At 66.7% G+C, this 22490-nt stretch carries 28 protein-coding genes, 1 tRNA gene and 2 pseudogenes; 12 read left to right on the forward strand and 19 right to left on the reverse strand.

All coding sequences use genetic code 11. The features are described 5' to 3' along the window. Window positions 1-9 precede the first annotated feature (9 nt). From AB0C27_RS09950 to AB0C27_RS09975, 6 genes are all read left to right on the forward strand, one after another. On the forward strand, window positions 10-1182 hold the full coding sequence (locus AB0C27_RS09950; RefSeq protein ID WP_357840514.1) for a DNA polymerase III subunit delta': 1173 nt from the start codon (window positions 10-12) through the stop codon (window positions 1180-1182). Between the two features lie 62 nt (window positions 1183-1244). Continuing rightward, window positions 1245-1814, forward strand: a complete 570-nt coding sequence (locus tag AB0C27_RS09955) for a sigma-70 family RNA polymerase sigma factor (protein WP_357840517.1) — start codon at window positions 1245-1247, stop codon at window positions 1812-1814. Next, window positions 1811-2878 (forward strand): permease-like cell division protein FtsX, encoded by a 1068-nt coding sequence (locus AB0C27_RS09960; RefSeq protein WP_357840520.1) that lies wholly within the window; start codon window positions 1811-1813, stop codon window positions 2876-2878. The genes AB0C27_RS09955 and AB0C27_RS09960 overlap by 4 nt, the downstream gene beginning before the upstream one ends. Before the next feature lie 146 nt (window positions 2879-3024). Beyond that, the gene (ricT, locus tag AB0C27_RS09965; RefSeq protein ID WP_357840523.1) at window positions 3025-3855 is read left to right on the forward strand and encodes a regulatory iron-sulfur-containing complex subunit RicT; all 831 of its coding nucleotides are present in this window, start codon (window positions 3025-3027) and stop codon (window positions 3853-3855) included. Window positions 3856-4194: 339 nt separating this feature from the next. After that, window positions 4195-4268 (forward strand) — tRNA-Thr (locus AB0C27_RS09970). Window positions 4269-4495: 227 nt separating this feature from the next. Continuing rightward, window positions 4496-5041: a DUF4145 domain-containing protein gene (locus tag AB0C27_RS09975; RefSeq protein ID WP_357840526.1), complete on the forward strand. Its 546-nt coding sequence runs from the start codon at window positions 4496-4498 to the stop codon at window positions 5039-5041. On the opposite strand, the gene AB0C27_RS09980 is transcribed toward AB0C27_RS09975, so the two are convergent. The 7 genes from AB0C27_RS09980 to AB0C27_RS10010 all read right to left on the reverse strand — a co-directional run bounded on the left by AB0C27_RS09980 (window position 5032) and on the right by AB0C27_RS10010 (window position 10699). Beyond that, window positions 5032-6258, reverse strand: a complete 1227-nt coding sequence (locus tag AB0C27_RS09980) for a tyrosine-type recombinase/integrase (RefSeq protein WP_357840529.1) — start codon at window positions 6256-6258, stop codon at window positions 5032-5034. The genes AB0C27_RS09975 and AB0C27_RS09980 overlap by 10 nt on opposite strands. Further along, a complete protein-coding gene (locus AB0C27_RS09985; protein WP_357840532.1) occupies window positions 6255-6440 on the reverse strand; it encodes a helix-turn-helix domain-containing protein in 186 nt (61 codons plus the stop codon). The genes AB0C27_RS09980 and AB0C27_RS09985 overlap by 4 nt, the downstream gene beginning before the upstream one ends. Then, window positions 6437-7819, reverse strand: a complete 1383-nt coding sequence (locus tag AB0C27_RS09990; protein WP_357840535.1) for a replication initiator — start codon at window positions 7817-7819, stop codon at window positions 6437-6439. Before AB0C27_RS09990 ends, AB0C27_RS09985 begins: the two co-directional genes overlap by 4 nt. Window positions 7820-8025: 206 nt before the next feature. After that, a complete protein-coding gene (locus AB0C27_RS09995; RefSeq protein ID WP_357840538.1) occupies window positions 8026-8388 on the reverse strand; it encodes a hypothetical protein in 363 nt (120 codons plus the stop codon). A gap of 15 nt (window positions 8389-8403) precedes the next feature. Next, window positions 8404-9039, reverse strand: coding sequence for a DUF2637 domain-containing protein (locus AB0C27_RS10000; protein ID WP_357840541.1), 636 nt, complete (start codon window positions 9037-9039; stop codon window positions 8404-8406). Window positions 9040-9057: 18 nt separating this feature from the next. Beyond that, complete coding sequence (locus AB0C27_RS10005) at window positions 9058-10377, reverse strand: FtsK/SpoIIIE domain-containing protein (RefSeq protein ID WP_357840543.1); 1320 nt, start codon at window positions 10375-10377, stop codon at window positions 9058-9060. Then, on the reverse strand, window positions 10370-10699 hold the full coding sequence (locus AB0C27_RS10010; RefSeq protein WP_357840546.1) for a hypothetical protein: 330 nt from the start codon (window positions 10697-10699) through the stop codon (window positions 10370-10372). Before AB0C27_RS10010 ends, AB0C27_RS10005 begins: the two co-directional genes overlap by 8 nt. A gap of 111 nt (window positions 10700-10810) precedes the next feature. Here AB0C27_RS10010 and AB0C27_RS10015 point away from each other — a divergent pair, with 111 nt between their 5' ends. Beyond that, window positions 10811-11185: a winged helix-turn-helix domain-containing protein gene (locus tag AB0C27_RS10015; RefSeq protein ID WP_357840549.1), complete on the forward strand. Its 375-nt coding sequence runs from the start codon at window positions 10811-10813 to the stop codon at window positions 11183-11185. Here the strand turns inward: AB0C27_RS10015 and AB0C27_RS10020 are convergent. Next, the gene (locus tag AB0C27_RS10020) at window positions 11145-11336 is read right to left on the reverse strand and encodes a hypothetical protein (RefSeq protein WP_357840551.1); all 192 of its coding nucleotides are present in this window, start codon (window positions 11334-11336) and stop codon (window positions 11145-11147) included. The two genes, AB0C27_RS10015 and AB0C27_RS10020, sit on opposite strands and share 41 nt — an antisense overlap. Beyond that, the gene (locus AB0C27_RS10025; protein ID WP_357840554.1) at window positions 11333-11542 is read right to left on the reverse strand and encodes a hypothetical protein; all 210 of its coding nucleotides are present in this window, start codon (window positions 11540-11542) and stop codon (window positions 11333-11335) included. Before AB0C27_RS10025 ends, AB0C27_RS10020 begins: the two co-directional genes overlap by 4 nt. Window positions 11543-11696: 154 nt before the next feature. Here AB0C27_RS10025 and AB0C27_RS10030 point away from each other — a divergent pair, with 154 nt between their 5' ends. Together AB0C27_RS10030 and AB0C27_RS10035 are read left to right on the forward strand one after the other, a co-directional pair. Continuing rightward, on the forward strand, window positions 11697-12437 hold the full coding sequence (locus AB0C27_RS10030; protein WP_357840557.1) for a DUF5919 domain-containing protein: 741 nt from the start codon (window positions 11697-11699) through the stop codon (window positions 12435-12437). After that, window positions 12437-12913 (forward strand): NUDIX domain-containing protein, encoded by a 477-nt coding sequence (locus tag AB0C27_RS10035; RefSeq protein ID WP_357840560.1) that lies wholly within the window; start codon window positions 12437-12439, stop codon window positions 12911-12913. The genes AB0C27_RS10030 and AB0C27_RS10035 overlap by 1 nt, the downstream gene beginning before the upstream one ends. On the opposite strand, the gene AB0C27_RS10040 is transcribed toward AB0C27_RS10035, so the two are convergent. From AB0C27_RS10040 to AB0C27_RS10050, 3 genes are all read right to left on the reverse strand, one after another. Beyond that, complete coding sequence (locus AB0C27_RS10040; protein ID WP_357840562.1) at window positions 12881-13465, reverse strand: HD domain-containing protein; 585 nt, start codon at window positions 13463-13465, stop codon at window positions 12881-12883. The two genes, AB0C27_RS10035 and AB0C27_RS10040, sit on opposite strands and share 33 nt — an antisense overlap. Before the next feature lie 75 nt (window positions 13466-13540). Next, entirely contained in the window at window positions 13541-14020 is a 480-nt protein-coding gene (locus AB0C27_RS10045; RefSeq protein ID WP_357840565.1) for a GntR family transcriptional regulator, read from the reverse strand. Beyond that, complete coding sequence (locus AB0C27_RS10050; protein WP_357840568.1) at window positions 14004-14351, reverse strand: hypothetical protein; 348 nt, start codon at window positions 14349-14351, stop codon at window positions 14004-14006. Before AB0C27_RS10050 ends, AB0C27_RS10045 begins: the two co-directional genes overlap by 17 nt. 154 nt (window positions 14352-14505) lie before the next feature. Between AB0C27_RS10050 and AB0C27_RS10055 the strand changes: the two genes are divergently transcribed. Continuing rightward, window positions 14506-15234: an XRE family transcriptional regulator gene (locus AB0C27_RS10055; RefSeq protein ID WP_357840571.1), complete on the forward strand. Its 729-nt coding sequence runs from the start codon at window positions 14506-14508 to the stop codon at window positions 15232-15234. A gap of 410 nt (window positions 15235-15644) precedes the next feature. Here AB0C27_RS10055 and AB0C27_RS10060 read toward each other — a convergent pair whose 3' ends face one another. The 4 genes and pseudogenes from AB0C27_RS10060 to AB0C27_RS10075 all read right to left on the reverse strand — a co-directional run. Further along, the gene (locus AB0C27_RS10060; protein WP_357840574.1) at window positions 15645-16856 is read right to left on the reverse strand and encodes an ImmA/IrrE family metallo-endopeptidase; all 1212 of its coding nucleotides are present in this window, start codon (window positions 16854-16856) and stop codon (window positions 15645-15647) included. 68 nt (window positions 16857-16924) lie between these two features. Further along, window positions 16925-17563 carry a hypothetical protein gene (locus AB0C27_RS10065; RefSeq protein ID WP_357840577.1) on the reverse strand — a complete coding sequence of 213 codons (639 nt, stop codon included), beginning with the start codon at window positions 17561-17563 and terminating at the stop codon, window positions 16925-16927. 541 nt (window positions 17564-18104) lie between these two features. Then, window positions 18105-18617: a tyrosine-type recombinase/integrase gene (locus AB0C27_RS10070; RefSeq protein WP_357840579.1), complete on the reverse strand. Its 513-nt coding sequence runs from the start codon at window positions 18615-18617 to the stop codon at window positions 18105-18107. Between the two features lie 87 nt (window positions 18618-18704). Continuing rightward, window positions 18705-19477, reverse strand: a pseudogene (locus tag AB0C27_RS10075) (IS5 family transposase); the annotation flags it as partial. A 108-nt stretch (window positions 19478-19585) separates the two neighbouring features. Here AB0C27_RS10075 and AB0C27_RS10080 point away from each other — a divergent pair. Then, window positions 19586-20059, forward strand: a complete 474-nt coding sequence (locus tag AB0C27_RS10080; protein WP_357840582.1) for a hypothetical protein — start codon at window positions 19586-19588, stop codon at window positions 20057-20059. An 86-nt stretch (window positions 20060-20145) separates the two neighbouring features. Continuing rightward, a pseudogene (locus AB0C27_RS10085) lies at window positions 20146-20503 on the forward strand (hypothetical protein); the annotation flags it as partial. A 3-nt stretch (window positions 20504-20506) separates the two neighbouring features. On the opposite strand, the gene AB0C27_RS10090 reads toward AB0C27_RS10085, so the two are convergent. From AB0C27_RS10090 to AB0C27_RS10100, 3 genes are all read right to left on the reverse strand, one after another. Then, complete coding sequence (locus tag AB0C27_RS10090) at window positions 20507-20965, reverse strand: hypothetical protein (protein ID WP_357840586.1); 459 nt, start codon at window positions 20963-20965, stop codon at window positions 20507-20509. Window positions 20966-21204: 239 nt separating this feature from the next. Then, window positions 21205-21651 carry a hypothetical protein gene (locus AB0C27_RS10095; RefSeq protein WP_357840589.1) on the reverse strand — a complete coding sequence of 149 codons (447 nt, stop codon included), beginning with the start codon at window positions 21649-21651 and terminating at the stop codon, window positions 21205-21207. Window positions 21652-21809: 158 nt separating this feature from the next. Next, the gene (locus tag AB0C27_RS10100; protein ID WP_357840592.1) at window positions 21810-22178 is read right to left on the reverse strand and encodes a hypothetical protein; all 369 of its coding nucleotides are present in this window, start codon (window positions 22176-22178) and stop codon (window positions 21810-21812) included. Window positions 22179-22490 lie beyond the last annotated feature (312 nt).

The raw sequence follows: 22490 nt of genomic DNA on the forward strand, positions 1-22490 counted from the left end.
CCTTACCCCGTGACCGTTTTCGATGACCTCGTAGGGCAGGAGCAGGCGGCGGCCGTGCTGTCGCGGGCCGCGGCGGCGGCCGGTGAGGTCGTCGCGGGCGGTCGGGGCGCCGGCATGACGCACGCGTGGCTGTTCACCGGCCCGCCTGGCTCGGGCCGGGAAGAGGCCGCCCGCGCCTTCGCCGCGTCCCTGATGTGCCCCCAGGGCGGCTGTGGCCACTGCGACCAGTGCCACCAGGTGTTCATCGGCTCGCATCCCGACCTGGAAGCCGTACGCCCGCAGGGGCTGTCCTACAGCGTCAAGCAGACCAGGGAGCTGATCCTGCGCGCGGCCGGGGCGCCGACGCAGGGGCGGTGGCGGGTCATCCTGTTCGAGGACGCCGACCGGGCCACGGAGTCCGCCGCGAACGCCCTGCTCAAGGCCGTGGAGGAGCCGCCGCCCCGTACGGTATGGCTGCTTTGCGCGCCCGCCCCCGACGACCTGATGATCACCATCAGGTCCCGGTGTCGCGTCGTCAACCTCACCACCCCCGCGACGGAGGCCGTCGCCCACGTGCTGGCCACCCGCGACAGCGTGCCCTGGGAGACCGCCAGGTTCGCCGCCAGGGCATCCCAGGGCCACATCGCCAGAGCCCGCTCCCTGGCGCTCGACGAGGGCGTCAGGAGCCGCAGGGAGGCGGTACTGAGCATCCCGCGCACGCTGACCGGGGTCGGCGAGTGCGTCTCCGCCGCCGAACGGCTGGTGAAGACGGCCGAGGAGGAGGCCGCCGCCGCCACGGCCGCGCTCAACGAGAACGAGACGGCGGAGCTGCGCAAGCTGTACGGGGAGGGGTCCACCGGCAAGGGGCTCAACCGAGGGCTCGTGCGCGGCGGGGCCGGGGCGCTGAAGGAGCTGGAGGACCGGCAGAAGTCGCGGGCCACCCGGATCAAGCGCGACTCGCTCGACTCGGCGCTACTGGAGCTCGTGGCCTTTTATCGTGATGTGCTGACGCTGCAGTTCGGGGCGGCCGGGGTCGAGCTGGCGAATGACGACATCCGGTTCGATCTCGACCAGCTCGCCCGGTCTTCGACGCCTGAGGAGACGCTGCGGCGGATCGACGCGATCATGCAGTGCAGGGAACGGCTGGCGGCCAACGTCAACCCGCAGATGGCCGTCGAGGCGATGATGCTTTCGCTGCGCTGAAGTTGTCCACAGGGCGGCCGGCGGGCGGTTGAGAGCCGTGGCGGCGGCCGCAAGATACTCCGGTGACCCAAGCAGCAGACGAGGCCCTCAGACGTCTCTGTTACGTGGAAGCCGAACTACTCATCCAGCAGGACGCTCGAACCGCGCGTCAGGTCGATGTGGCGGCGATCTTCGCCGAGCAACACGTCGGTCTCGTGCGCCTGGCGCTCATCATGGTCGGTGATCAGGCCACCGCCGAAGACGTCGTGCAGGAGGCGTTCGCGCGCACTCACGCGGGCCGGGCCCGGCTGCGTGACGCCGACCGGGCGCTCGCCTACGTGCGCTCCGCGGTGCTCAACGGCTGCCGGTCGGTGCTGCGCAGGCGGGCGACGGTGTTCAGACGGGCGGTGCCGTACGAGCCGCCCGTCTGGTCGGCGGAGAGCGCCGCGATGCTGGGCGAGGAGCGGCGGGAGGTGCTGCTGGCGCTGCACGGGCTGCCGCGCAGGCAGCGGGAGGCGTTGACGCTGCGCTACTACTTCGATCTCACCGACCAGGAGATCGCCGAGACGATGCGGGTCAACGCCAGCACGGTGAGGTCCACGATCACGCGAGGGCTGGCCGCCCTCGGGCGGGTGCTTAGGGAGGAATCATGAACAGCCCTGTGGAAGACCGACTGCGGCAGGCCCTCGCCGACGCCGGGGCGACGGTCGACACCGGCACGCTGCGGCCGTTGCGGCCGCCGGAGCGGCGGTGGTTCCGGGTGGATCTGCGGATGGTGAGCGCGGCGACGGTGGTGGTGCTCATGTGCACGGCGGCCTTCACAGCGTTCACGGCGTTCGGCGTGGACGGCGGCGACCAGGGCAGCGTGGCGGCGATGAACCCGCCGGCCGCCCAGGGCAAGGAGAGCGAGCTGGTGGCCTTCCTCTGCTCGGCGTCGTCGAAGCATGCGCGGTGCGGCACGGGCGACGTCCCACCTGACCGGATCCGGGAGATCGAGACCACGCTGAGAGCGCTTCCGCAAGTGGAGAGCGTGGTCTACACGAGCAGGGCGTCAGCCTACGAGAGCCTCAAGAAGGACTTCGTTCACAACAGGTCGGTGCTGAAAGAGGTGAAGATCACCGACCTGCCCGCCTCGTTCACCCTGCGGCTGAGCGAGGGCGCCGACGTGCGCGAGGTGCAGGACAGACTCCGGCAGGTGACCGGCATCCAGGAGGTCGTCAATCCCTCCGGGCCGCCTTGGCCGCAGGCCGCGGAGCTGCGCAAGTGGCCGATCAGCGTCTTCCTGTGCAAGAAGGGCACGGCTCTGCCCACGTGCGGTGCGGTGCGCGTGGACGGCGAAAACGGCGACTTCAAGGTCACGAAGGCGGGGAAGGGGGCGACACCTGCCGAGAAGAAGGCGCTCGAGGTGCTGATCGGGAAGATGCCCGAGGTCGAGAAATATGAGTACATCGATGAGAAGGCGGCGTACGAGGACTTCCGGAAGACGTACAAGAGCAACAAGACCCTGCTCGACGCGACCAGAGTGGAAGACATGCCGCAAGCCTTCCGCCTCAGGCTGAAGCCGGACTCATCCTGGCAGGACGTGCTCTCCGAGCTGCGGGAGCAGCCCGGGGTGGCTCAGGCCACGTACCTGCCGTGTCCGGCCGATAAATCCGCTCTGCAGTACGAGTTCGGAGTCACCCTGCCGGAGAGCACGATCTGCCCGGCGAGCGGCTGACGCGACGCAGCGCCCTCCGGGGCGGCTGACCCGACCAATAACCTCGCCACCACCTCTGACCACCGGCGCATGGACCCACGTAATGTGGCAACGAAGGCCGTAAGCGATCCCCCAGGCCGTCAGGAGGCGAGCTCGAGTCCATGGGCATGATGATGGCTGTGAGCTTCACCCGTTACGGGAGGCTCTACTACCTCGATCCCGGCCAGCACAGCCCGAAGGTGGGCGACAAGGTGCTCGTGCCGACGGACTCGGGCCCGGAGGTGGCGGAGTGCGTGTGGGCGCCCCAATACACCAGCGAAGACGTCGACGGCCTCCCGCTCTGCGCGGGGCCGGCCGGCGAGGAACACCTGGCCCGCGACGAATCCAACAAACGCCGCAGAGCCGAGGCCCGCAGCGTGTCCAAGCGCCTGATCAAACGGCACGGCCTGCCGATGAAGGTCGTCGGCATCGACTATCTCGACGCCGACAACGTCTACACGGTCTACTTCTCGGCCCCCCACCGGGTCGATTTCCGCGCTCTGGTCCGTGACCTGGCCCGCAACCTACGGGCCAGAGTCGAGCTACGCCAGATCGGCCCGAGAGACGAGGCCCGCCTCCAGGGCGGCATCGGCCCCTGCGGCCGCGACCTGTGCTGCGCCACGTTCCTGAAGGACTTCGAGCCGGTCTCCGTCCGCATGGCCAAAGACCAGGACCTCCCGGTCAACCCGCTCCGGATCGCGGGGGCGTGCGGGCGGCTCATGTGCTGCCTGAAGTACGAGCACCCGCTCTACCAGGAGTTCCGAGCCTCGGCTCCGCGGGTGGGCGTGAGCGTGGAGACGCCGGAGGGCGCGGGCACCGTGGTGGGGCACAACGTGCCGTCGGACTCGGTGGTGGTGCGGCTGAACGACGGGGGGCGGCGGTGCGCCTGTTCGAAGGCGAGTGTCTGCGGGCCGCGGAAGGCTTATGACTCGACGTACGGGGACGGGGAACCGGTCTGACGGGCGGGGCCTCGTCCGTACGTCAGTGGTGCCTTGGCACGGCGATGGCGCTTGGCGGAGGAGGCCCCCTGACGCCGGGCCCTGGTGACGCCCGCCCTTCGGGATCGTGTTCCCGAAGGGTGAGGCGTAAGGGTGGCCGTTCGGGGCGGCGGACAGAGCGTGGCGCTCCCTGGTGGCGCTGGCTGGTCGGGTTCGCGTTCTCGAAGGATGTGGCAGATGGGCGGTTGTTGCGGGGCGCTGGTGGCACGGAGAGGACGGACGGTCCGTCCCGGCATCTGATGATCGGTGGGAGCGAGAACCCTCAGGCTCCTGTAGACTCTTTCAAGCTGCACGGCAGATGCCGCCTTAGCTCAGTCGGCCAGAGCACTTCACTCGTAATGAAGGGGTCTGGGGTTCGAATCCCCAAGGCGGCTCCCAGTTCAGAGGCCCTCTGTGATGATCACAGGGGGCCTTTTGCTAACACCTTTGCTAACAGCCGAGGCCGAGGCAACGCTTCGGTTCTTGGCGGCTCCCCACCGTGGAGGTGACCATGGGTGGTCAGTCATCTCTTTTGGCTCTGTGTCCGAGTTGTGCCAGGCCGGTGTCGGCTCCAGAGGAGCGTTCCGTCTGGTACCAGGACGAAGATGGCGAACCGTATCAGGTGACGCTGTTTCTCTGTCCCGAGTGTGACGCTCCCTTCCTAACCATGCAGGTGCCGGATGGCTCCAGGTGGGGTGATCCAGAGCTGGCCTGGCCCAAGGAAGAGAACCGCAGACTCCACCCAGCCATCCCGGTCGACATCCGCGGGCAGTTGGAGGAAGCCGAGGAGCATCTTCGAGCAGGATGGTCGAAAGCGGCCGCTGTCGCCGTCAGGCGAGGCCTTGAAGCTGTATGCCGACGCAACGGTGTTTCAGGGGGCAAGAAGAACCCTCTTGCTGCACAGCTCCGAGAGTTGCGCGATCTTGGTGTGATTGATGGCCGCCTTTGGGAGTGGGCGGACCACCTCCGAGACTTCCTCAACGGTGGTGCGCACTACGACGGGCATGCAATTAAGGGTCAGGACGTCCGTGACGCACTGACCCTTGCCGAGGCCATTCTTGATCGCGTATATGTCTTCCCTGCTCAAGAGGCTGAGCTTGATGCCAAGTACGCTCAGTTCAAGGCTCGTCTCCCGAAGGGACAGGGTGGCGGGACATCTCAGTCGTGATCGTCATCAGTAACAGTTCCTGCAAAGATGTCGGCCGCAGCAGTTTCGGCGGAGCGAATCACGTGCGCGTAGACCCGGAGAGTGATGGCAGGGTCGGCGTGACCGAGGCGGGCTGCAACGACATGTACGGGGACTCCGGCCAGGAGCAGCAGGGTCGCGTGGACGTGGCGCAGGTCGTGCAGGCGGATCACTGGTAGCGGGTCTGTAGCGGTTTTGTTGTGGGCCTCGATGAGCTTGCGTGGCAGGCCAGTGACGGTGGTGGGGTAGATAGGGCCGCCCCAAGCAGTCGTGAACACGCTGTCGTCGGTGCCCTTCCAGGAGTCTCCGACGCGGGCTTTCTCGGCCTCCTGGGCTTTCTGGTGCTCGCGTAGGACGTTCACGGTGGCATCGGCGATGCTCACGACGCGCGTTCTACCGCTCTTCGTGGTGCCCTCGACGCGCTGGCCTTCCACAACGCCCACGGAGCCCTTGATGGTGATGCGCTTGCCGTCGAGGTCGATGTCTTTCCAGTGGAGGTTGAGCATTTCGCCACGACGGGCGCCGGTGTACGCGGCCAGATGGAAGAAGGCGTGAAGTCGGTGTGTACGGGCCAGGGTGAGGAACGTGCGGAGCTGGGCGGCGGTCCAGATTGTGCCGGGGCTGTCGAGGTCCGCTCGTGGACGCTTGGCCTTCTCTACGGGCGAACTGCTGATGTACTCATGGACCACTACGGCGTCGCGGAAGGCCCGGCGGAGAATCGCATGGGTGTGGGTGACGGTAGAGACCTTGAGTGGCCGGCCGTCCTTGCTGCCCTTGGTAAGGAGATCGCGGTAGAGCTTGGTGATCGTGGACGGGCGGATCGCCTGAAGGCGCATCTTGCCGATGTACGGCTTGATGTAGAGGCGGATGCCGGTGCGGTAGTCCTCTAGGGTGCCAGGCTTGATCTCCATAGCGTGATCTTCAATCCACATGTCGAGGTAGTCCGAGACAGTGATCTCGTTCCGATCGACATACTCGCCACGGCGGGCGTTCACGCGGGCCTCATCGCGTGCGGCCTTTGCGTCATCTTCGGTAGCGAAGCCGCCCACCCATCGCGGCTTGCTCTCGCCCGTTTCCGGATCGCGGACTCTGATGACGTAGGACCAGGTGGTGCCGCGCTTCATGACGCCGTCGCGCAGCTTGGGTGCCTTCTTCCTGCGCGGCTGTTCGTCCGGCGTGCCGACGAGGGTCTTCGTCATAGGACGGCCTCCTTCCTGGTCAGGTGGGTGATGTAGTCGGTGAGGGCGGAGACGGGGATGCGGCGGGAGCCGTCGATGCGGATCGAGGCGACCGCACCGGTGGCGAGCAGTTGATAGAGCTTGCTGCGGGAGATGGCCAGCGCCTCGGCGGCTTCCGGGACAGTGAGAAGGAGCCGGGTCATTGGCGGCCTTCTGGGATCTCGGGTCGTGGCGTGCCGGTGATGGCGGCGGCGAGGAGGGCGTCTCCGAGGGAGTGGCCCTTGCCTGCGTACTCCCAGTGGCTGATGACCAGGACGGTGTCCTCATCGAAGAGGGGGAGGCGGCCGGTGGTGATGTCGTGGTCGCGGGCGTGGTGTTCGCGGGCGGCGCGGAGTTGGCCGAGGGTGGTGGAGTAGCGGCGGGAGCGGGTGGAGAAGTGGCCGCGGAAGCCGAGCATGTGGGCCCAGTGGGTGAGGCGGAGTTCGGCGAGGCCGGGTTGTGCGCCGAGAGCCATGCAGGTGGTGATGAGGCGGCGGGCGTGGTCGCGGAGGTGGTAGGCGTCGAGGTTGTCGAGGGGGTTGATGCGGTGGTCGAGGGTGCCGACGCATTCGGCGGCTTTGGTGGCGTACTTGGCGATGTAGCCGGCGACGGCTTGGTCGGTGAGGTCGCCGTCCAGGGTGATGGGGCGGATGTCGAGCTGGTTGCCCCAGCGCAGGGGCCGTTCGGGCTGGTCGGCGTAGGCGGGTGCTTTGGCGGAGACGGCTTTGGTGGCGTGTTGGATGGCGTGGGTTAGGACGTCGGCGGTGGCCCAGGGTGGTGGGGGTGCGTCAGGGCCGCCGGGGCCGTCCAGGCGGATGACGGCGTGGAAGTGGACGACGCCACGGCGCTGGTATTCGGCGACCTTGGCGAAGGAGAGCGTCAGGTGGTAGCGGAGATCTTTGAGGAACAGGCCGCCGAGTTTGGCCAGGTGGCGGCGTACGGAGTCGGCGAAGCGCTTCCACAGCAGCGGCGCGAGGGCGTTGAACAGGACGGAGCCGGTGTAGTCGTAGCAGTCCGGGCAGAGTGGTTCGCCGAGGCGGGGGTCGTCTTTGTGGTGGCGGTCGGTGCAGGCCATCACACGCCCGTGCGGGCAGGTCGGGGTGTCGCGGCGGGTGTGGCAGGGCAGGGTCTTGCCGTTCTTCTCACGCCGTGCGTGGACCGCTCCAAAGCTGGGTGCGGTGAGGGTGACGAACAGGGTCGGGTGGGCGGTGACCGTCTCCGGGACGCCTTTGCCGCCGATGAGGCCGGCGCGGATGAGGTGGTAGGTGTCGGCGCGGTAGGTCTCGGCGCAGGCGGGGCAGCGGGAGGCGCGGCGGGTCTTGCAGGGGACGCGCAGGATGCCGTCGGGTTCGGTGCGGGTGGTGTAGCGGTGCAGGAGCTGGCCGGTGGCCTGGTCGTAGTGGTCGACTCGGCCGCGTAGGTGGATGGGCTGGCGGCAGCCGCCGGTGGCGCGGATCTGGCTTGCCCAGCGGTCGTAGTCGGGGTGGTTGAGTCGGGCGATCATGCCTGCTTTGGCGTGCGCGGTGGCATGGGTTGTGGGCATGATGGTGGTCTCCTTTCGCTCGTTCGGGTGAAGGGATGGCCCTCGACCTGGCAGTCGTCTTGGCGGATGTGCGGCCAGGCCGAGGGCGCCGCGCTGTTAGGCGCCGTGGTTGTCGATGCCGGTGCCCTCGCAGTCGCGGCAGCGGGTGTTGTCGGAGTCGATGCCGGTGCCGTGGCAGGTGCAGCAGATGTAGTGGATGACCTCGTTCATCGGAGCTGACCCTCCTTGCTGGCGATGGGTGCCGGGTCGGGCTGGACACAGCCGCGATAGCTGGCATAGGCGTCGTGGCGGGCGCGGGCGGCGGACAGGATGGCGACGGCGCGGTATTCGACCGGGCCGAACATGCGCGAGGTGGCGTAGTGGCCGTACGGGGAGTCCTCGTAGTCGATGTCAGAGCCGACGAGGGCGGCGATCTGGTCGATCTCGGTGCATTGGTCGGTGTCGCTGGTGCGGTCGGGGAAGTGGTGGACGGTGACGCTGAACGGGACGGGCACGTCGGGGTGGGCGTCGAGGAAGGCGGCCAGGTCGAGCAGTCCGTTGATGAGGTCGGTGCGGCGGTCGCAGGTCATGGTGTGGTGCTCCTTTCAGGCGGTGCGCAGGGTGCGCAACAGGTCGGTGGCGAGTTGGCTGGAGACGCCCAGGTGAGTACGTAGGGCGTCGGCGGTGATGGGTTTGCCGTGCCGGGTGTGGTGGTCGTCGGCGACGCGGCGGGCGTAGTCGACGAGGGCGGGTGCGAGGTCGGCCTCCCGCTCGTTCTCGTCCTGGACGTGGTTCGGGGCGAGTTCCGGTTCCGGGGACTCGACCAGGACCGGAGCGGGCTCCGGAGCGGATGGCGCAGGATGGGCGGCGCGGCGTTCGAGCATGGAGATGGCGATGAGGAAGGCGGCGGCCGGGGTGGCGGCGGTGATCCAGCCCCAGACGGTCGGGTCGGCTTGGGCGAGGTTAGCGGCCAGGGACAGGATGACGCCGCCGGTCAGGACGAGGACGGGCCAGGTGAGGCGGCCGGGCCGGGTGCGGCCGGTCTTCTTGTCGTGCTGGCGTTCGCGGGCGGCCATGACGCAGGTCAGGTCGATGCAGACGGCGATGGCCCAGGACATCCAGCCGGTCTGGCCGTGCTGGCTGGCGGTGTCGCGGATGTGGGTGAACGATCCGGCACCCGCGATGGCGGCCAGGATGAGGACCGGGCCGGTGTCGAGCAGTCGGCAGGCCAAGCGTCGCATCGTTCCTCCGTTCGTGGGTCAGGCGGTGATGGGTTCGGGCAGGTGGGCGGTGATCTCGCCCCAGGCCGGGGTGAGGTGGGCGTGGGTGTGGGCGGCGTGTTCGGCGCTCTGCTCGGTGACGTAGAAGGAGCGGGCGCGATACCACTGGCCGTCCTGGCCGGCGACGATGGCCACGCCGGGTGTCTCGGCGGCGATGGCGCGGGCCGAGACGAGGGCGGCGGGGTCGAGGTCGCCCAGGGTCATGGTGGCGGTCTCCGGGTCGTTGACCCGGTGGCAGATCCGTCCCGAGCACTGGGAGCGCAGGGCGGTGACGCCGGGGCCGAGGTCGGAGCCGATCCGTTGGCCGCAGCAGAACAGGTAGATGCCGAACGCCCGGCCGAGCTGGGCGACCCGGAGCAGGTTCGTTGAGGTTTTGGCGATCTCTTCTTTCTCGGACTTGTCTGCCATCAGGTAGAGCTCGGCCAGCTCATCGACGAGGACCACGACGGGGACGGGTCGGAGGGCGGGCGGGAGCTGCCAGATGTTGCGGGCACCGGCTTGGCGGCACAGCCCCATCCGGTCGGTCATCAGCGCGACCAGGTCATCCAGCAGGCCGACGGACTCGGCGCGGGAGGTGGCCAGCGCCGACAGCCGAGGCTCGTACGGCGTGAACTCGACCCCGCCCTTGAGGTCGAAGCCGACCAGCGCGACCGGTTGCGGGGCGAGGCCGATGATGAGTGCGTTGGCGAGGTTGGATTTGCCGGATTGGGTGGCTCCTGCGTTGATCCAGTGCGGCACGGTGCGGAAGTCGATCACCCATGGCTGGCCGGTCTCCAGCCGTCCCACGGTCACCTTGAGCAGCTCATCCGAAGCCGGGAGCTGTGTGACGTGGACGAGCGGGTCGCGCATGGTCGCCATGAGGACGACCCGTCCCGGTCCGGGTGAGGAGACGCGTATGGCGTGGACGCCCCAGGAGTGCGCGAGTTGTTCGGCGACGTCGGCGTAGTCGCCGGGGGCCTGTCCTTCCAGGGTGTGCAGGGTGACGCGCCAGCCGTGCCGGGTGGGCTTGGGCAGCCACATAAACGGTTTGGTGTCCACGGCGATGCGCTGCCACTTGCGCCGCACGCGGACTACGCCGGTCGAGGCGACCAGGCCGGGGACGGTGGTGAACCAGAAGCGCTGCCGCTTCTTGGTCAGGCCGCAGCCGAGGGCGACCCGCCGCCAGGAGGCGCGGACCGACAGGGCCACGAGGGGAAAGCCGAGGGCGAGCCAGAAGGATGGGTAGTGGTAGCGGCGCCAGGCCCACAGCCCGGCCGCCGACGCGGCCAGGACTGCGAGCACCAGCAGCGCGTCACGCATCGGCGGCCTCCTTGACGGGCAGGAGAGCCGAGGCGCGGTAGGCGATGCCCCACCGTCCGGCGATCTCCCAGACGTAGCCGAGCAGGCCGACGGCGTTGACGATGTCGCCGGTCTTTATGGGCGGTTCGCCGGTGATGCCGATCTTGACGAGTTCGATCCGGCCGAACTCGTCTTCGACGGAGACGGTGACCTCGTAGACGGTGTTGCCGTTCTTGTCGGTCTTGATCTCGCCGGTGTCCTTGTTGAGCACGCGCGGGCGCGGGCCCTTGACGCAGGTGATGGCGAGCTTGCTGACATCCACAGGGATCGGGACGGAACGCATGGGCTGTGACCTCCTCTTTCGTCGTTACCCAACATAGTTAACCTAGTTGGCTTGGTTGTCAACGTGTTCTCGGTTGGCTTGGTCGTTGTTTCGTGATGTGATGGGACAGCGATGGTCCAGAACACCGGCCGGCCCGGCTACCTCCAGATCGCCGACGATCTCCGAGCGCAGATCCACGGCGGCTCTCTCGCGCCCGGAACCCCGCTCCCGTCCACCGCCCAGCTGTCCGCGCGATACGACGCCTCGTTGAGCGTGGTGAAGATGGCCGTCGGCATCCTGCGCAACGAGGGCTTGGTGATCGGCCAGCAGGGCAAGGGCGTCTTCGTCCGCGACGCCGACCAGCGCCCCGCCGGCGACGAGCAGCCCGACCCGGCCGACCTGGCCGAGCTGCGCGCCACCGTGCAGGACCTCGCCGTCCGGCTGGCGAAGGTCGAGGAGCAGTTGTCTACGTCCACGTCACGCCGTCCCGGACGTAGCAGCCGGTAACCTTCCGGGCCAGCGCGGCCGACGCGCCGCCGGTCTGACGGCGCAGGTTCAGGGCCTTGTCCTCTCGGCGGATGCCGACCAGGACCATGACGTAGCCGGTCAGCACCGTGGTGCTGAGCAGGGCGGCGATGATCAGGGGAAGCCAGTTCACGTCCAGCTCACCCCCATCGCCGCCGCCGAGCGCGGGCCGCGCCGGGGACGCCGGATCTCCGAGCCCCGGTTGCGCCGGTTGCGGGCCCGCTCCTTACGCGCCCACCGGCTGCGCGCCACGCACTTGGCGCATCGGGTCTGCCCCTGGGTGAGGGCGTTGCCGCACTCGCAGGGGGTCTCGCCGGGGATGGTGATCATGTGGGTCATGAGTGCATCTCCTCCTTCGGTTGCCGGGCTGTTGTGGCCTTGTGTAACCGAGAATGCGACGCAGAGTTAGGACGAGATCACTACACGACGGGACATGTTCAAGACGTCCGGCCTACGATGGCCAGGTCCCCGGACGTCCTTGGGAGCAGGTGAAATGGCGAACGAACGGCTACGCGCGGCGCTGTTGCAGAAGGGCGCGAGCATCGCGGATCTGGCCGAGGCGATCGAAGTCGACCCCAAGACCGTCGAACGGTGGATCACCAAGAGCCGCGAGCCGTACCGAAAGCACCGCTTTGCCACGGCTTCCTACCTCGGCGTGGACGAGACCTACCTGTGGCCGGCGGCCCTGTCCCGGGAACAGGTGGTCGCCGCGTCCGAGAGCGAAGTCCTGACGATCTACCCGCACCGATGGGCCGTGCCCCGGGACGCGTGGGGACGTCTGTTCACCGCCGCGTCCCAGCAGATCGGCGTCCTGGTCTACAGCGGCCTGTTCCTCGCCGACGACACCGCGATGGTGCGCCTGCTCGGCGACAAAGCCCGGGCAGGCGTACGCGTGCGCATCCTGCTCGGCGACCCTGACTGCGCCCAGGTCGCGCAGCGCGGCGTGGACGAGGGCGTCGGGGAGGGCATGGCCGCGCAGATCCGCACGGCCCTGGTGCTGTATCGGCCGGTTCTCGGGCACGAGAACTTCGAGCTACGGCTGCACCAGACGATCCTGTACAACTCGATCTACCAGGCCGACGACGACTACCTCGTCAACATGCACGTGTACGGCACCCGCGCCGCGAACTCCCCCGTCTTGCATCTGCGCCGGGTGGCCGGCGGCGAGATGGTCACCACCTACGCCGACAGCTTCGAAAGGGTCTGGGCCGACGCCGCCCCGGTGGAATCCTGATGGCCAAGCGCATCGACTTCTACGACGACCCCGGCGCGCCCGCCCCGAACAGCCTGGTGCCGTCCGTGAACGTCATCGTCACCAACCCGGCCGGGGACATACTGATGATCCGCCGCACCGACAACGACAACTGGGCCGTCCCCGGAGGCGCCATCGACCTGGGGGAGTCCATCCCAGCGGCGGCCATCCGGGAGACAGTGGAAGAGACCGGCATCACCTGTGAGATCACCGGCCTGGTCGGCACCTACAGCGACCCCCGCCACGTGATCCTCTACACCTCTGACGGCGAAGCCCGCCAAGAGTTCTCCATCGTCCTGACCGGCCGACCCCTCCGGGGCGAGCCAACCCCGAGCGACGAGTCCCGGGAAGTCCGCTGGATACCGAGGGACGAGGTCGCCGGGTTGCCGATGGATCGGTCGATGCGGATGCGGATCGAGCACTACCTAACCGGCGTCGGCCTGCCGCACATCGGATAGCGCCGCCTGCACCGACCGCACCGAGGCCACGATGCACGGCGTGGCATCCGCGATCGACCGGCTCACCACATGGTCGGGACCGTACCGGGAGTGGATCTCGGCCAGCCGGTCGCGCACGTCCACATGCCGGCCATCCGGGCCGGTGGTCATGTCGCAGTAAGTAAGCGCCCGCGCCAGGTCCGGCCGCTCCTGGTCGAACTCGTCGGCCAGCACGTCGAACAGGTCGCGCTGCCGGGCCTCGTTGTCCGCGCACGAGTGGTAGGCCACCAGACGGCACAACCGGTCATCCGCCCCGGCCACATCCCGCAGGAAGCGTGCGCCGTCGAGCTGGTGCATGCCGGTATCGATGAGGTCGGGGGCGTAGCCGATGTCATGCAGCAGACAGGCGGCGATCAGCGTGTCGGTGTCCGCGCCGAGCACCCCGGTCAGGGAATCGGCCTGCTCGGCAACGCCCTGCGTGTGCGCCCACCGCCGGGGCAACTCCGCCGCCAGCAGGTTCTTGGCCAGCCCGTATGCCCATTCGGTATATCCCACGTGCCCCACGATAGGCATGAAAGCCCGGAAAGCACCAAGGCGGAACGGGCCGGAAAGGCTAGACGTCCTGGGACGTCTTCCCCGAGGGCGGGTTCATCCGCGGACGAAGCGTCCCCGCCCATGCTCGGCCACGACCAGGTCCTCACGCTCCAGGACCGACAACGCCTGCCGCACCGTGTTCCGCGAGGCCGCGAATTGCCGCCGGAGCTCGGCCTCACTCGGCAGCGCGGCACCCGACGCCAACTCACCCCGTTCGATCTGCTCGCGCAGCCACGCGGCGATCACCTGGTAGCGGTACGGGACGGCCACCTCCTCCTGCCCAGCGACCACGCGGCCTTTGGACGGGACCGTGACCAGCAACCCCTCCTCCTCCAGGATCGCCAGCCCCCGCCGCACCGTGTTCCGGGCCACCCCGAACTCCCGGCACAACTCCGCCTCCGAGGGCAGCACCTGACCCGGGGCGAACTCACCCGAGCGGATCCGCTCCCGCAGCCGATTCGCGACCTGGGTGTAGACCCGCCCCCCGGTCAGCCACCCACCCGGCGCCGCCACCGGCTCAGCCGCGGTAGGCATCGAGGATCTTGTTCAGATCGACCCGCAAGTCCCCCTGCTCACCCTCCGCCCACCCGTCCCGGGCGGCCTCCTCGATCCGGTCCACCGCGCCGGCCATCGCCAGGAACGACACCCGCTCGTCCTGCTCATCCCCCCAGTAGAACCAGCAGAACGGCAGGTGCACGAACACCCGCCGCACCCGGCCCCGGCCATCGGTCACCTCCAGCGCGGGCCGTCCGTCCTCGGTGACCACCAGTGTGTGCGTGATGCCCCGCCCGCCGAGCTGCTCGCCCAGCGCGGTTAGCAGTCGCTGCGCGTATGCCCGCTGCTGCTCCTTGATGCTCTGGCTCATCTGCACCCTCGCCCTCCTCGACGTCCGTGCGGTTTCCGTGCGTTGAGCTTCGCCCCGCACCCGAGGGCCAGAACACCGTAACTTGGGGACGTCTAGGGACGTCTGATGTTAACGTCGCAGCACAGGGTCGTTCCCCGAGAGGAGCAAGCGGGCCATGAACAACAACCTCCGCTACGCCCTATCCGCAGCCCGGCTCAACACCGCCGACGTCGCCGCAGCCCTGGCCGTTGACCCCAAAACCGTCAGCCGATGGCTCAACGGCCGCACCCCCTACCCGCGCCACCGCTGGGCCATCGCCGACCTCCTCAACACCGACGAAGCCGACCTCTGGCCCGACACCACCCCACGACACCAGACACTCACTGACGGCGTACAAGCGATCTACGCGCACCGCTGGGAAGTACTGCAGACCGTCTGGCGCAGCCACTTCACCAAGGCCACGAAGCAGATCGACATCCTCGCCTACAGCGCCCTGTTCCTCGCCGAAGACCACGCCACCCTGCACATCCTCAACCAGCGCGCCACGGCCGGCGTCAACGTCCGCATCCTCCTCGGCGACCCCGACAGCCCCGAAGTCGCCGCACGCGGAACCGACGAAGGCATCGGCGCCGAAGTCATGGCAGCCCGGATCAAGAACGCCCTCACCCTGTACCGAACAGCGATCGGCGCCCCTGGGGTCGAGATCCGGCTCCATCGCACAGTGCTCTACAACTCGCTCTACCGCGCAGACGATCAGCTCTTGGTTAACACCCACGCCTACGGGACTCCCGCCGCCAACGCCCCCGTCATGCACCTTGTGCACACTGATGACCAGGGGCCAGCCAGCACCTACCTCACCAGCTTCAACCGCATCTGGGCCACGGCCCAGCCCCACAGCAAGTAGCTCAAACCCCAGCAGACACAGCTACGGACAGACCAGAAAGCAACTTCTCTCCTCGTCATCAAGCCGCCGCCCGATGGGCGGCGGGCGGCCGGGCGGTCCGGGCGGGCATGCGGCCTCTTCGGGCCGGTCCCGCCCGGCCACCCCGCCGCACAATGCGAAGGCGGGGCGACGATGCACAGAGCCCAACCGTTCCGGTTACACGGGTGAGCAACTGATCACATCGCCCCAAGCAGCCTACGTGGGTATGCATGCAGACTGGCGTGTTCGCGGAACGGCGGCAACCGAACGAACACTCTCGACGCTGCATCACGATCCATCGCCTCTACGCTGTGAGGCCAGCGTTTCGGTCTTGTAGACTGCTCGCGATCCACGTCCGATTCCCCTGACGCATAGTGAACGAAATATAGTCGCTACCTGGACCTACTATGGGCATCCCGGTTTCGAGCGAGCATTGGAATTACTCGTCCTGGCTCAGAAGGAAGATTATCCATCTTTGGATTTGCGCGAGTATTTCTAGGCGCTTCCCTCTGTTCCGTGACGATTTCAGATATTAGATCTGATGGCCATAGTCCTGCGGCATTAGAGATGGCCTCAGGTACAACGCTTCCAATCGTATGATTCAGCCATGCGGCTATCAGGCGCGGCCTTTCTAGGGGGCGATCATTCCACCCTGGCTCTGTGACGCCGTAAGATCGGCCTGTTTCAGGATTTCGGCGCGTGTATAGCTGAGCGTAGAGTGTTTGTTTGCGCTGATCGCTGATTACTTTATTGTAGTGAAGATGCCTAATAAGTGCGGCAAGAGAGATCCCCCATCTCATCTTAGTTTCGACGAGTGTAGTTAGAGTAATCGCTCGTGGTAGCTCTTCTGACACGGCTTCTATTGGTGCGAGCAGTTCATTTGCGAACTGGCTGGCTTCTTCTTCTGCCGTTTCTGTAAGGCGCATTCCGCTGGAGTGAAGGACCAGATGGCCCAGTTCATGACCTAGGACCCACCTGGTCTTCTCCCAGGAGCTCACCGAACGCATCAGGATGAGAGGGCGTTCGCGAAACTCCCCGATCCAGGTTGAACAGCCTTCGTGGCGCTCCAGGGGCATTGAAGGGCCATCATCGTCAACTATTTCATCGATGCGGCGACGCCGAACTACGACTACAATTCCCGCGCGTTCGATGGGATGTGTCAAATAGTCGATGGGTCGGCCTCTTTCTAGGCCAAGGTTTTCTCTGGCTGAACTTGCGGCTTCCGCTATCGTGGCGACGCCGGTCACGTTTGGCCGTATTGCCACGGGTGGCAATCGTCTACGACTGTCTAGCCAGTCAATCAACTCTGCCGTGAAGCGCATGAACTCCTTGAGGAAGTCCTTTTCGCGCTTCAGAGTACTCTTGGGCGCCTTGAATAGGAGATCGCTGTCCATGAGCTTCTCTGTTGGCTCGTTTAGAAAGAAATCGACTGGAAAGCGTAGCCGCTTTGAAAGTAGGTCCAGATGTTCCGTTGGAAGATCAACCTTTTCGCTGTGCTCCCACTTGGACAGCGTGGAAGGTACGCACTCTAGTGCGGCCGCGATATCTCCGAGCTTCTCGTGCCTTAGAGTCCGCGCTTGGCGGAGTCGATCTCCGTAAACCATGGCAGTCATTCTATGTTACTCCCCGTATCCGTGTGGGCGTGCGCTGTATGCGCACGCCCCTCAGTTTGTCAGGCCGGATCGGGACCGAAATCCTTCTCATCAAGGTACTCGTCGAAGTCATCTTCGACGTGGCCGGTGCTTGTGGGACCCGGGGAGGGGGGTGAAGGTGGCGTCGGAGCGCCAGTGCTCCCACTGCCAGATGCCGGGATGGCGGGGATCTCCTCTTCCGCGTAGATGATCACTGGCCCGTTGTCATCTCGCCCGAAGTCAACAGCAGCCAAGGTCGCGGTGTCGAGCGAAGCGGTCCCAAAGTCGATCGTGTAGAGGATCGCGAACTCGAACGGTCCGGCGAAGGTCTTGGTGCCGAACAGGTCCTCATCGAAGTCCAGCTCGGTGATCTCAAGGGGGTGCCCGTTCTTCGGGTTGCGGGGCCGGGTCTTGACTCTCAGGCGCGTGGCGTCCTGCGTGTAGAAGTGGAGGCCAACATAGGAGCGGACCTCCAGCGACAGCCGGGTCGCGGGCTGGGGGATTCGCTGCCAGCCCGCCGCGACCGACGAGCGAATGTCGCCCGCCCGCACCCCGCCGTTCAGGTCGCGGAGATGCGGGATCTGATCTTCCCAGTTCGCGGCACAGACCTGAATGCCGTGATCAATGAGCCCCCGAACCATACTCAGGTCGGCGGCGTACTCGTGGAGCAGCTTCAACACGAGATCACGAGGATAGAGATTCACCCTGGAAATATTTCCATACATAACCTACATGCGCAACTTGAGGTCGCACCCCGGCGCGGGAGGCGAGGCCATTGGAAGGTCCTGACGGCGTTGACCACAACATCAGCCGCCATGGGCCCATGCTTCCCGTCATTGCCCTGGGGGCTCCACCGCCCCCAGACCCCCGCGAGCCGTGGTAGCCGTCGACGCCCAAGATTCAGTGATCGCAGCCCGCCGCAAGCGTCGACGGCTACCACGGACCGAGCGTGCGACACCACCGTCGGTCGGATATCTCTGAGCCCGGCGGCTCTCTGCTCCGGAGCTCGCCACTTAGATGGGAGTGCGGTCCGCTCTTGCTAACGGAGGTGCTAACAACGGCTTTGGATGATCATGGACGCTGATGGACGGCGACCCGGCCTCGTCCTGGTCCAGGCAGGCATCGGCGCCTCATTTGGACGGTCTTGGACGATCATGTTCTCACTCGTAATGAAGGGGTCTGGGGTTCGAATCCCCAAGGCGGCTCCAGGTCAGAAGCCCCTCAAGGGATCTTGAGGGGCTTCTGAGTGTCTAAGTGAGTGACTAAGCTTCCGATCTCACGCCTTGAAGATCCGATCCATGGCCACCGCACCATCCTGTAGAACGGACGGATCTGCTTGCGGTAGACCAGTTCGGTAACCGCCGTACTGCTGTGACCGACCAGCCGGGAAATCTCCTCCAGTGGGATGCCCTGGTCTGAGAGCAGGGACACGAAGCTGTGCCGCAGCTCTCGGGGCGTCCACTCGTCGGGATCGAGGTCGGTTTTAGCGATGACCACTCGGAAGGCGCGCCGTACGTTGTGGGAGTCGAGGGGCGTGCCCACGGTGGAGGCGAACACGAGCCCGTGTTCCTCCCACCGCTTGCCCGCTGCTTCCTTGTCCTTCTCCTGCTGAGCCTTCTGCACCCTGAGGGCTTCCACACAGCGCTGAGGAAGCGCGAGCGTGCGCCGGGACTTCCGGGTCTTGGTATCCCCTCCGGTGCGGACCGACCGCCACACGGCTACATACGGCGGCACGACGGGTTCAGCGTTGGGGGCGCCTTCCAGGTCTACATGATCCCACGTCAGCGCTCTCAGAGGGCGTTTGATTTGTAGGTGTTCGTCCTAGTACGTTCCTCGCCAGGTTGGGGTGGATTCGTCGGTGATGCGCTTGCTGGCATTGTCGATCATCGCTATTGGATCATGGCCTCGGAGCTGGCGGGCAGGGTCTCGTAGTCGCGGGCGAGGCGGCGGTGAAGCATGAGCCAGCCGAAGGTTCGCGCGATCACCCAGCGTCGCTTGAGGACGTGGAAGCCACGGGTTTCGGGGTCGCGATGGACGACCTCGGCGTTGACTCCGAGGGTGGCGGCGTGTTCGGCGAACTGGTTCTTGGAACCGGTGTCGACCCAGGTCACAGCCAGAGCTGGGTGGGCGGCCTTGGCCTGGTCGAGGACCTGGATGCCGGCCTGGTTCTCCGAGGCGGAGGCGGCGCAGACGACCACGGCGAGGAGTAGGCCGAGGGCATCGGTGGCTACGCTCCGCTTGCGTCCGACGATCTTCTTCGCGGCGTCCGTGCCCTGTGTGGCGGTCGGCGGGTTGGTGGAGGTTTTGATCGTCTGGGTGTCGATGACGGCAGCGGTGGGTTCGGGGTCGCGTCCTTTCTTGGCACGGGCCAGGCCCGTGAGGTCGTAGTTGAGCTGGGCGAAGATGCCCTCATCGCGCCAGGCGGCGTAGGAGGAGTAGACGGCGCCGTGGGGTGGGAAGTCGTGCGGGAGGTAGGCCCAGGCGACGCCGGTCCGGTTCAGATACAAGATCGCGTTGAAGATGTCTCGCAGGTCAGTGGGCGCGGGTGCGCCGGTGGGACGGCGATCGAGCCGGGCCTGTCGCCGGGCCAGGACGCCGTACGGCTTCGCGGTATTCACGCCCACCTGGCCAGCGGCTTGGACGCGCCGGCCATGCTTGAGTTGGCCGGCGCGATTCTCGACCATGCCCGTGGCATTGGCGTCATGGAGGTGAACGTCGGCGGCGGCATGGCCGTTTCCTACGCCGACCCGGAGTCACGGTTCGACTGGGAGGCGTACGGTGCTGGCTTGGCCGCTCTCCGACGCCCCGGCGAGACGCTGCGCATCGAGCCGGGCCGGTCCATTTCTGTCTATTGCGGGCGGTACGTCACGCGAGTCATGGACGTGAAGCGCGTCCACGGAGAGCTGTTCGCCGTGGTGGCGGGCGGGACGCACCACATCAGGACCCCGGCGACCAAGGGGCACAGCCAGCCCATGGTCATTGACGAGCCGGGGGAGCCGGCCACGATTGTCGGCCAGCTCTGCACACCGAAGGACACCATGGCGCGGCACGTGCCGGTGGGCCTGAAGACGGGCGATGTGGTGGAGTTCCTCATGGCCGGTGCCTACGCATGGAACATCTCACACCACGACTTCCTGATGCACCCGAAGCCAGGCTTCCACTACGTCGGCGGTTGAGTGGAGGTGTCCGGGGGTGCCCCTATGGGGTTGGTCAAGCCGCGCGGAGCGTGGGTGGTTGGTAGGGGGTGTTGGTGCGGAGCATGGCGCACAGGACGTCGCAGCTGACCGCGATACGGCACCGGGCCCGGTCGATGGAGATCGCCGAGCTGGCGATCTCCGACCGCGACGCCGGGGTGGCCGGCTTCGACATCGCCGGCGCCGAGGCGGGCTACCCGCCCACCCGGCACCTGGACGCCTTCGAGTACCTGCAATCGCCTGATGAGCGGCACCTCGATGACCCGCGAACTCGCCCTGCCCGCCGACGCTTTCGGCTACGGCCTGCCCCACTTCCGCTAGTTCGCCATCAACGCGATGAAGTCCGCCTTCATCCCCTTCGACGAACGCCTGGCCATCATCGGCAACGTCAGCAAGTCCTGGTACGCCGACCAGCTGAAAGCCTGAGCGTCAGCGGCCGTCCCACCCGTTGTCTACCTTGTAGCTGATTTGGGCACCCGCGATCCTGCCTTCTCGGTCGTAGACACGCAGCGATAGGTAGGCATACTTTATGCGCTTGTGGCTGGTGCGGGTGATGGTTCCGAAGTTGGTGCCGTGGGTGCCGCAGCCGTTGCTGTCCGTCCTCCAGTGGCTGCGCCCCCTGGTTCCGTCCCTGTGAACCCAGACAACCTGGGCCTTCACCGGAGCGTTGTCGCCGGGACAGATGTCGCGCACCGTGAAGTTCCGAACGACGATCTTCTTCTGGCTGGCGAAGCCGATGGTCGCCCGGACGGACCCGCCACCGATGTCTTCGCGGATGGGGGGTATGTAGGCGTAGGCCACTTCGTCGGCCGCCTGCGCCGGGCTTGGCACCAGCAGCCCGCTCAATGCTGCTATTCCCAGCGCGGCGGCCAGCATGCGTGTCTTCAACAGTCCTCCAGCAAGAGATGTTTCGGTTGGCCGTGGGGCGTGCGCTTCAGCGCTTCCGCGTGGCCGGCGGGGGGAGATGTGCGAGGTATCGCCTCGTGGCGGATCGCGACGAAGAACGGCGATCGAGGGTGCGGGGGCCCTGTTTGAGCGTCAGGTCTGGAAGGCGAACGCCTGGCCATCATCGGCAACGTCATCAAGTCCTGGTACGCCGACCAGCTGAAAGCCTGAGCGTCAGCGGCTCAGGTGTACTGGTTGTATCGGGACTGGCTGTAGGCGTTAAGCCTCTGGCCTGATCGGGTGACGAAGGACACCTCCAGGAAGATCCGCTGTATGGACTTGCGGCCGGTGCGGATGCTGGTTCCGAAGTTGGTGCCGTCGTCGCCGCAGCCGTTGGTGTCCGACTTCCAGGCGCCGTACCCGTTGGTTCCGTCGGTGTATCTCCATATGATCCGGGCCCGCACCGGCATGTTGTCGCCGGGACAGAGGTCGCGCACCGTGGTGTTCCGAAAGACGACCTTCGTCCGGCTGACGAAGTCGACGGTCGTCCGGACGGACGCGCCACCGTCGCCGCGAGAGGGGTCTATGCGGATGGAGGACACTCCGTCGGCCGCCTGCGCCGGGCTTGCCACCAGCAGCCCGCTCAATGCTGCGATTGCCAGCGCGGCGGCCAGCATGCGTGTCTTCAACAGTCCTCCAGCAAGAGATGTTTCGGTTGGTTCGGTTGGCCTTGGGGCGTGCGCTTCAGCGTTTCCGCGTGGCCGGCGGGGGGAGATGTGCGAGGTATCGCCTCGTGGCGGATCGCGACGAAGAATGGCGATCGATGGTGCGGGGCCCTGTCTGAGGGTCAGGTCTGGAAGGTGAACGTCCCGCGCAGGACGGTGTCTCGCCCGCTCCAGTAGCTCTCGTGGACGGCCCGGTAGGTGACGTTGTCGAAGGCGGGGAGCACTGCGCAGGTGGCGCCGGGGTGGCGGATGTTGTCGTCTCTGATGACGATGGGCTTTCCGATCACACCCGGGCGGGTCAGGGTCACCTTCACCCAGGCGGTCCCTGTGGTGTCATCGGCCCGGACGCACAGCTCGTTGGCGGGGTCGGCGTAGCGGACGATCCCGTCTCCGACATCCCGTTGGAAACTCGCCGCCAAGGCCGGTTGCGCGAGAATGACGCTCGCCACCGCGACAGCGACGCCGACGGTGACCGTTTTGAGCGGGTTCATCGTTCTTCCTTCTCTCGGACGGAGATCAGCCCGCCGGAGCGCCTGGTGCCAGGGGATGGAATACGGCCTCCGACGAGGCTTCTGACATGAGTGATCCCGGCGGCCCGAGGTTCACCGGAGTGATCGTTGCACGCGTCGGCGGCAGCGTGGAATACGTCGGGAATACGCCTGGTCGCCCGGCGTGATGAGGTAGGCAGCCCTCCTGCCCCCGTTCCCGGTGAGCGCGGCGAACGCAACAGCGTGAAGGCGCTTCGCGCGTCTCCTGCGTGCTTCGCACGATTGACCTGACATCTTTGGGTGTCTATCTGGGTG

Origin of the sequence: Nonomuraea sp. NPDC048882 (assembly GCF_040649755.1) — a bacterium.
GTDB lineage: Bacteria > Actinomycetota > Actinomycetes > Streptosporangiales > Streptosporangiaceae > Nonomuraea > Nonomuraea maheshkhaliensis.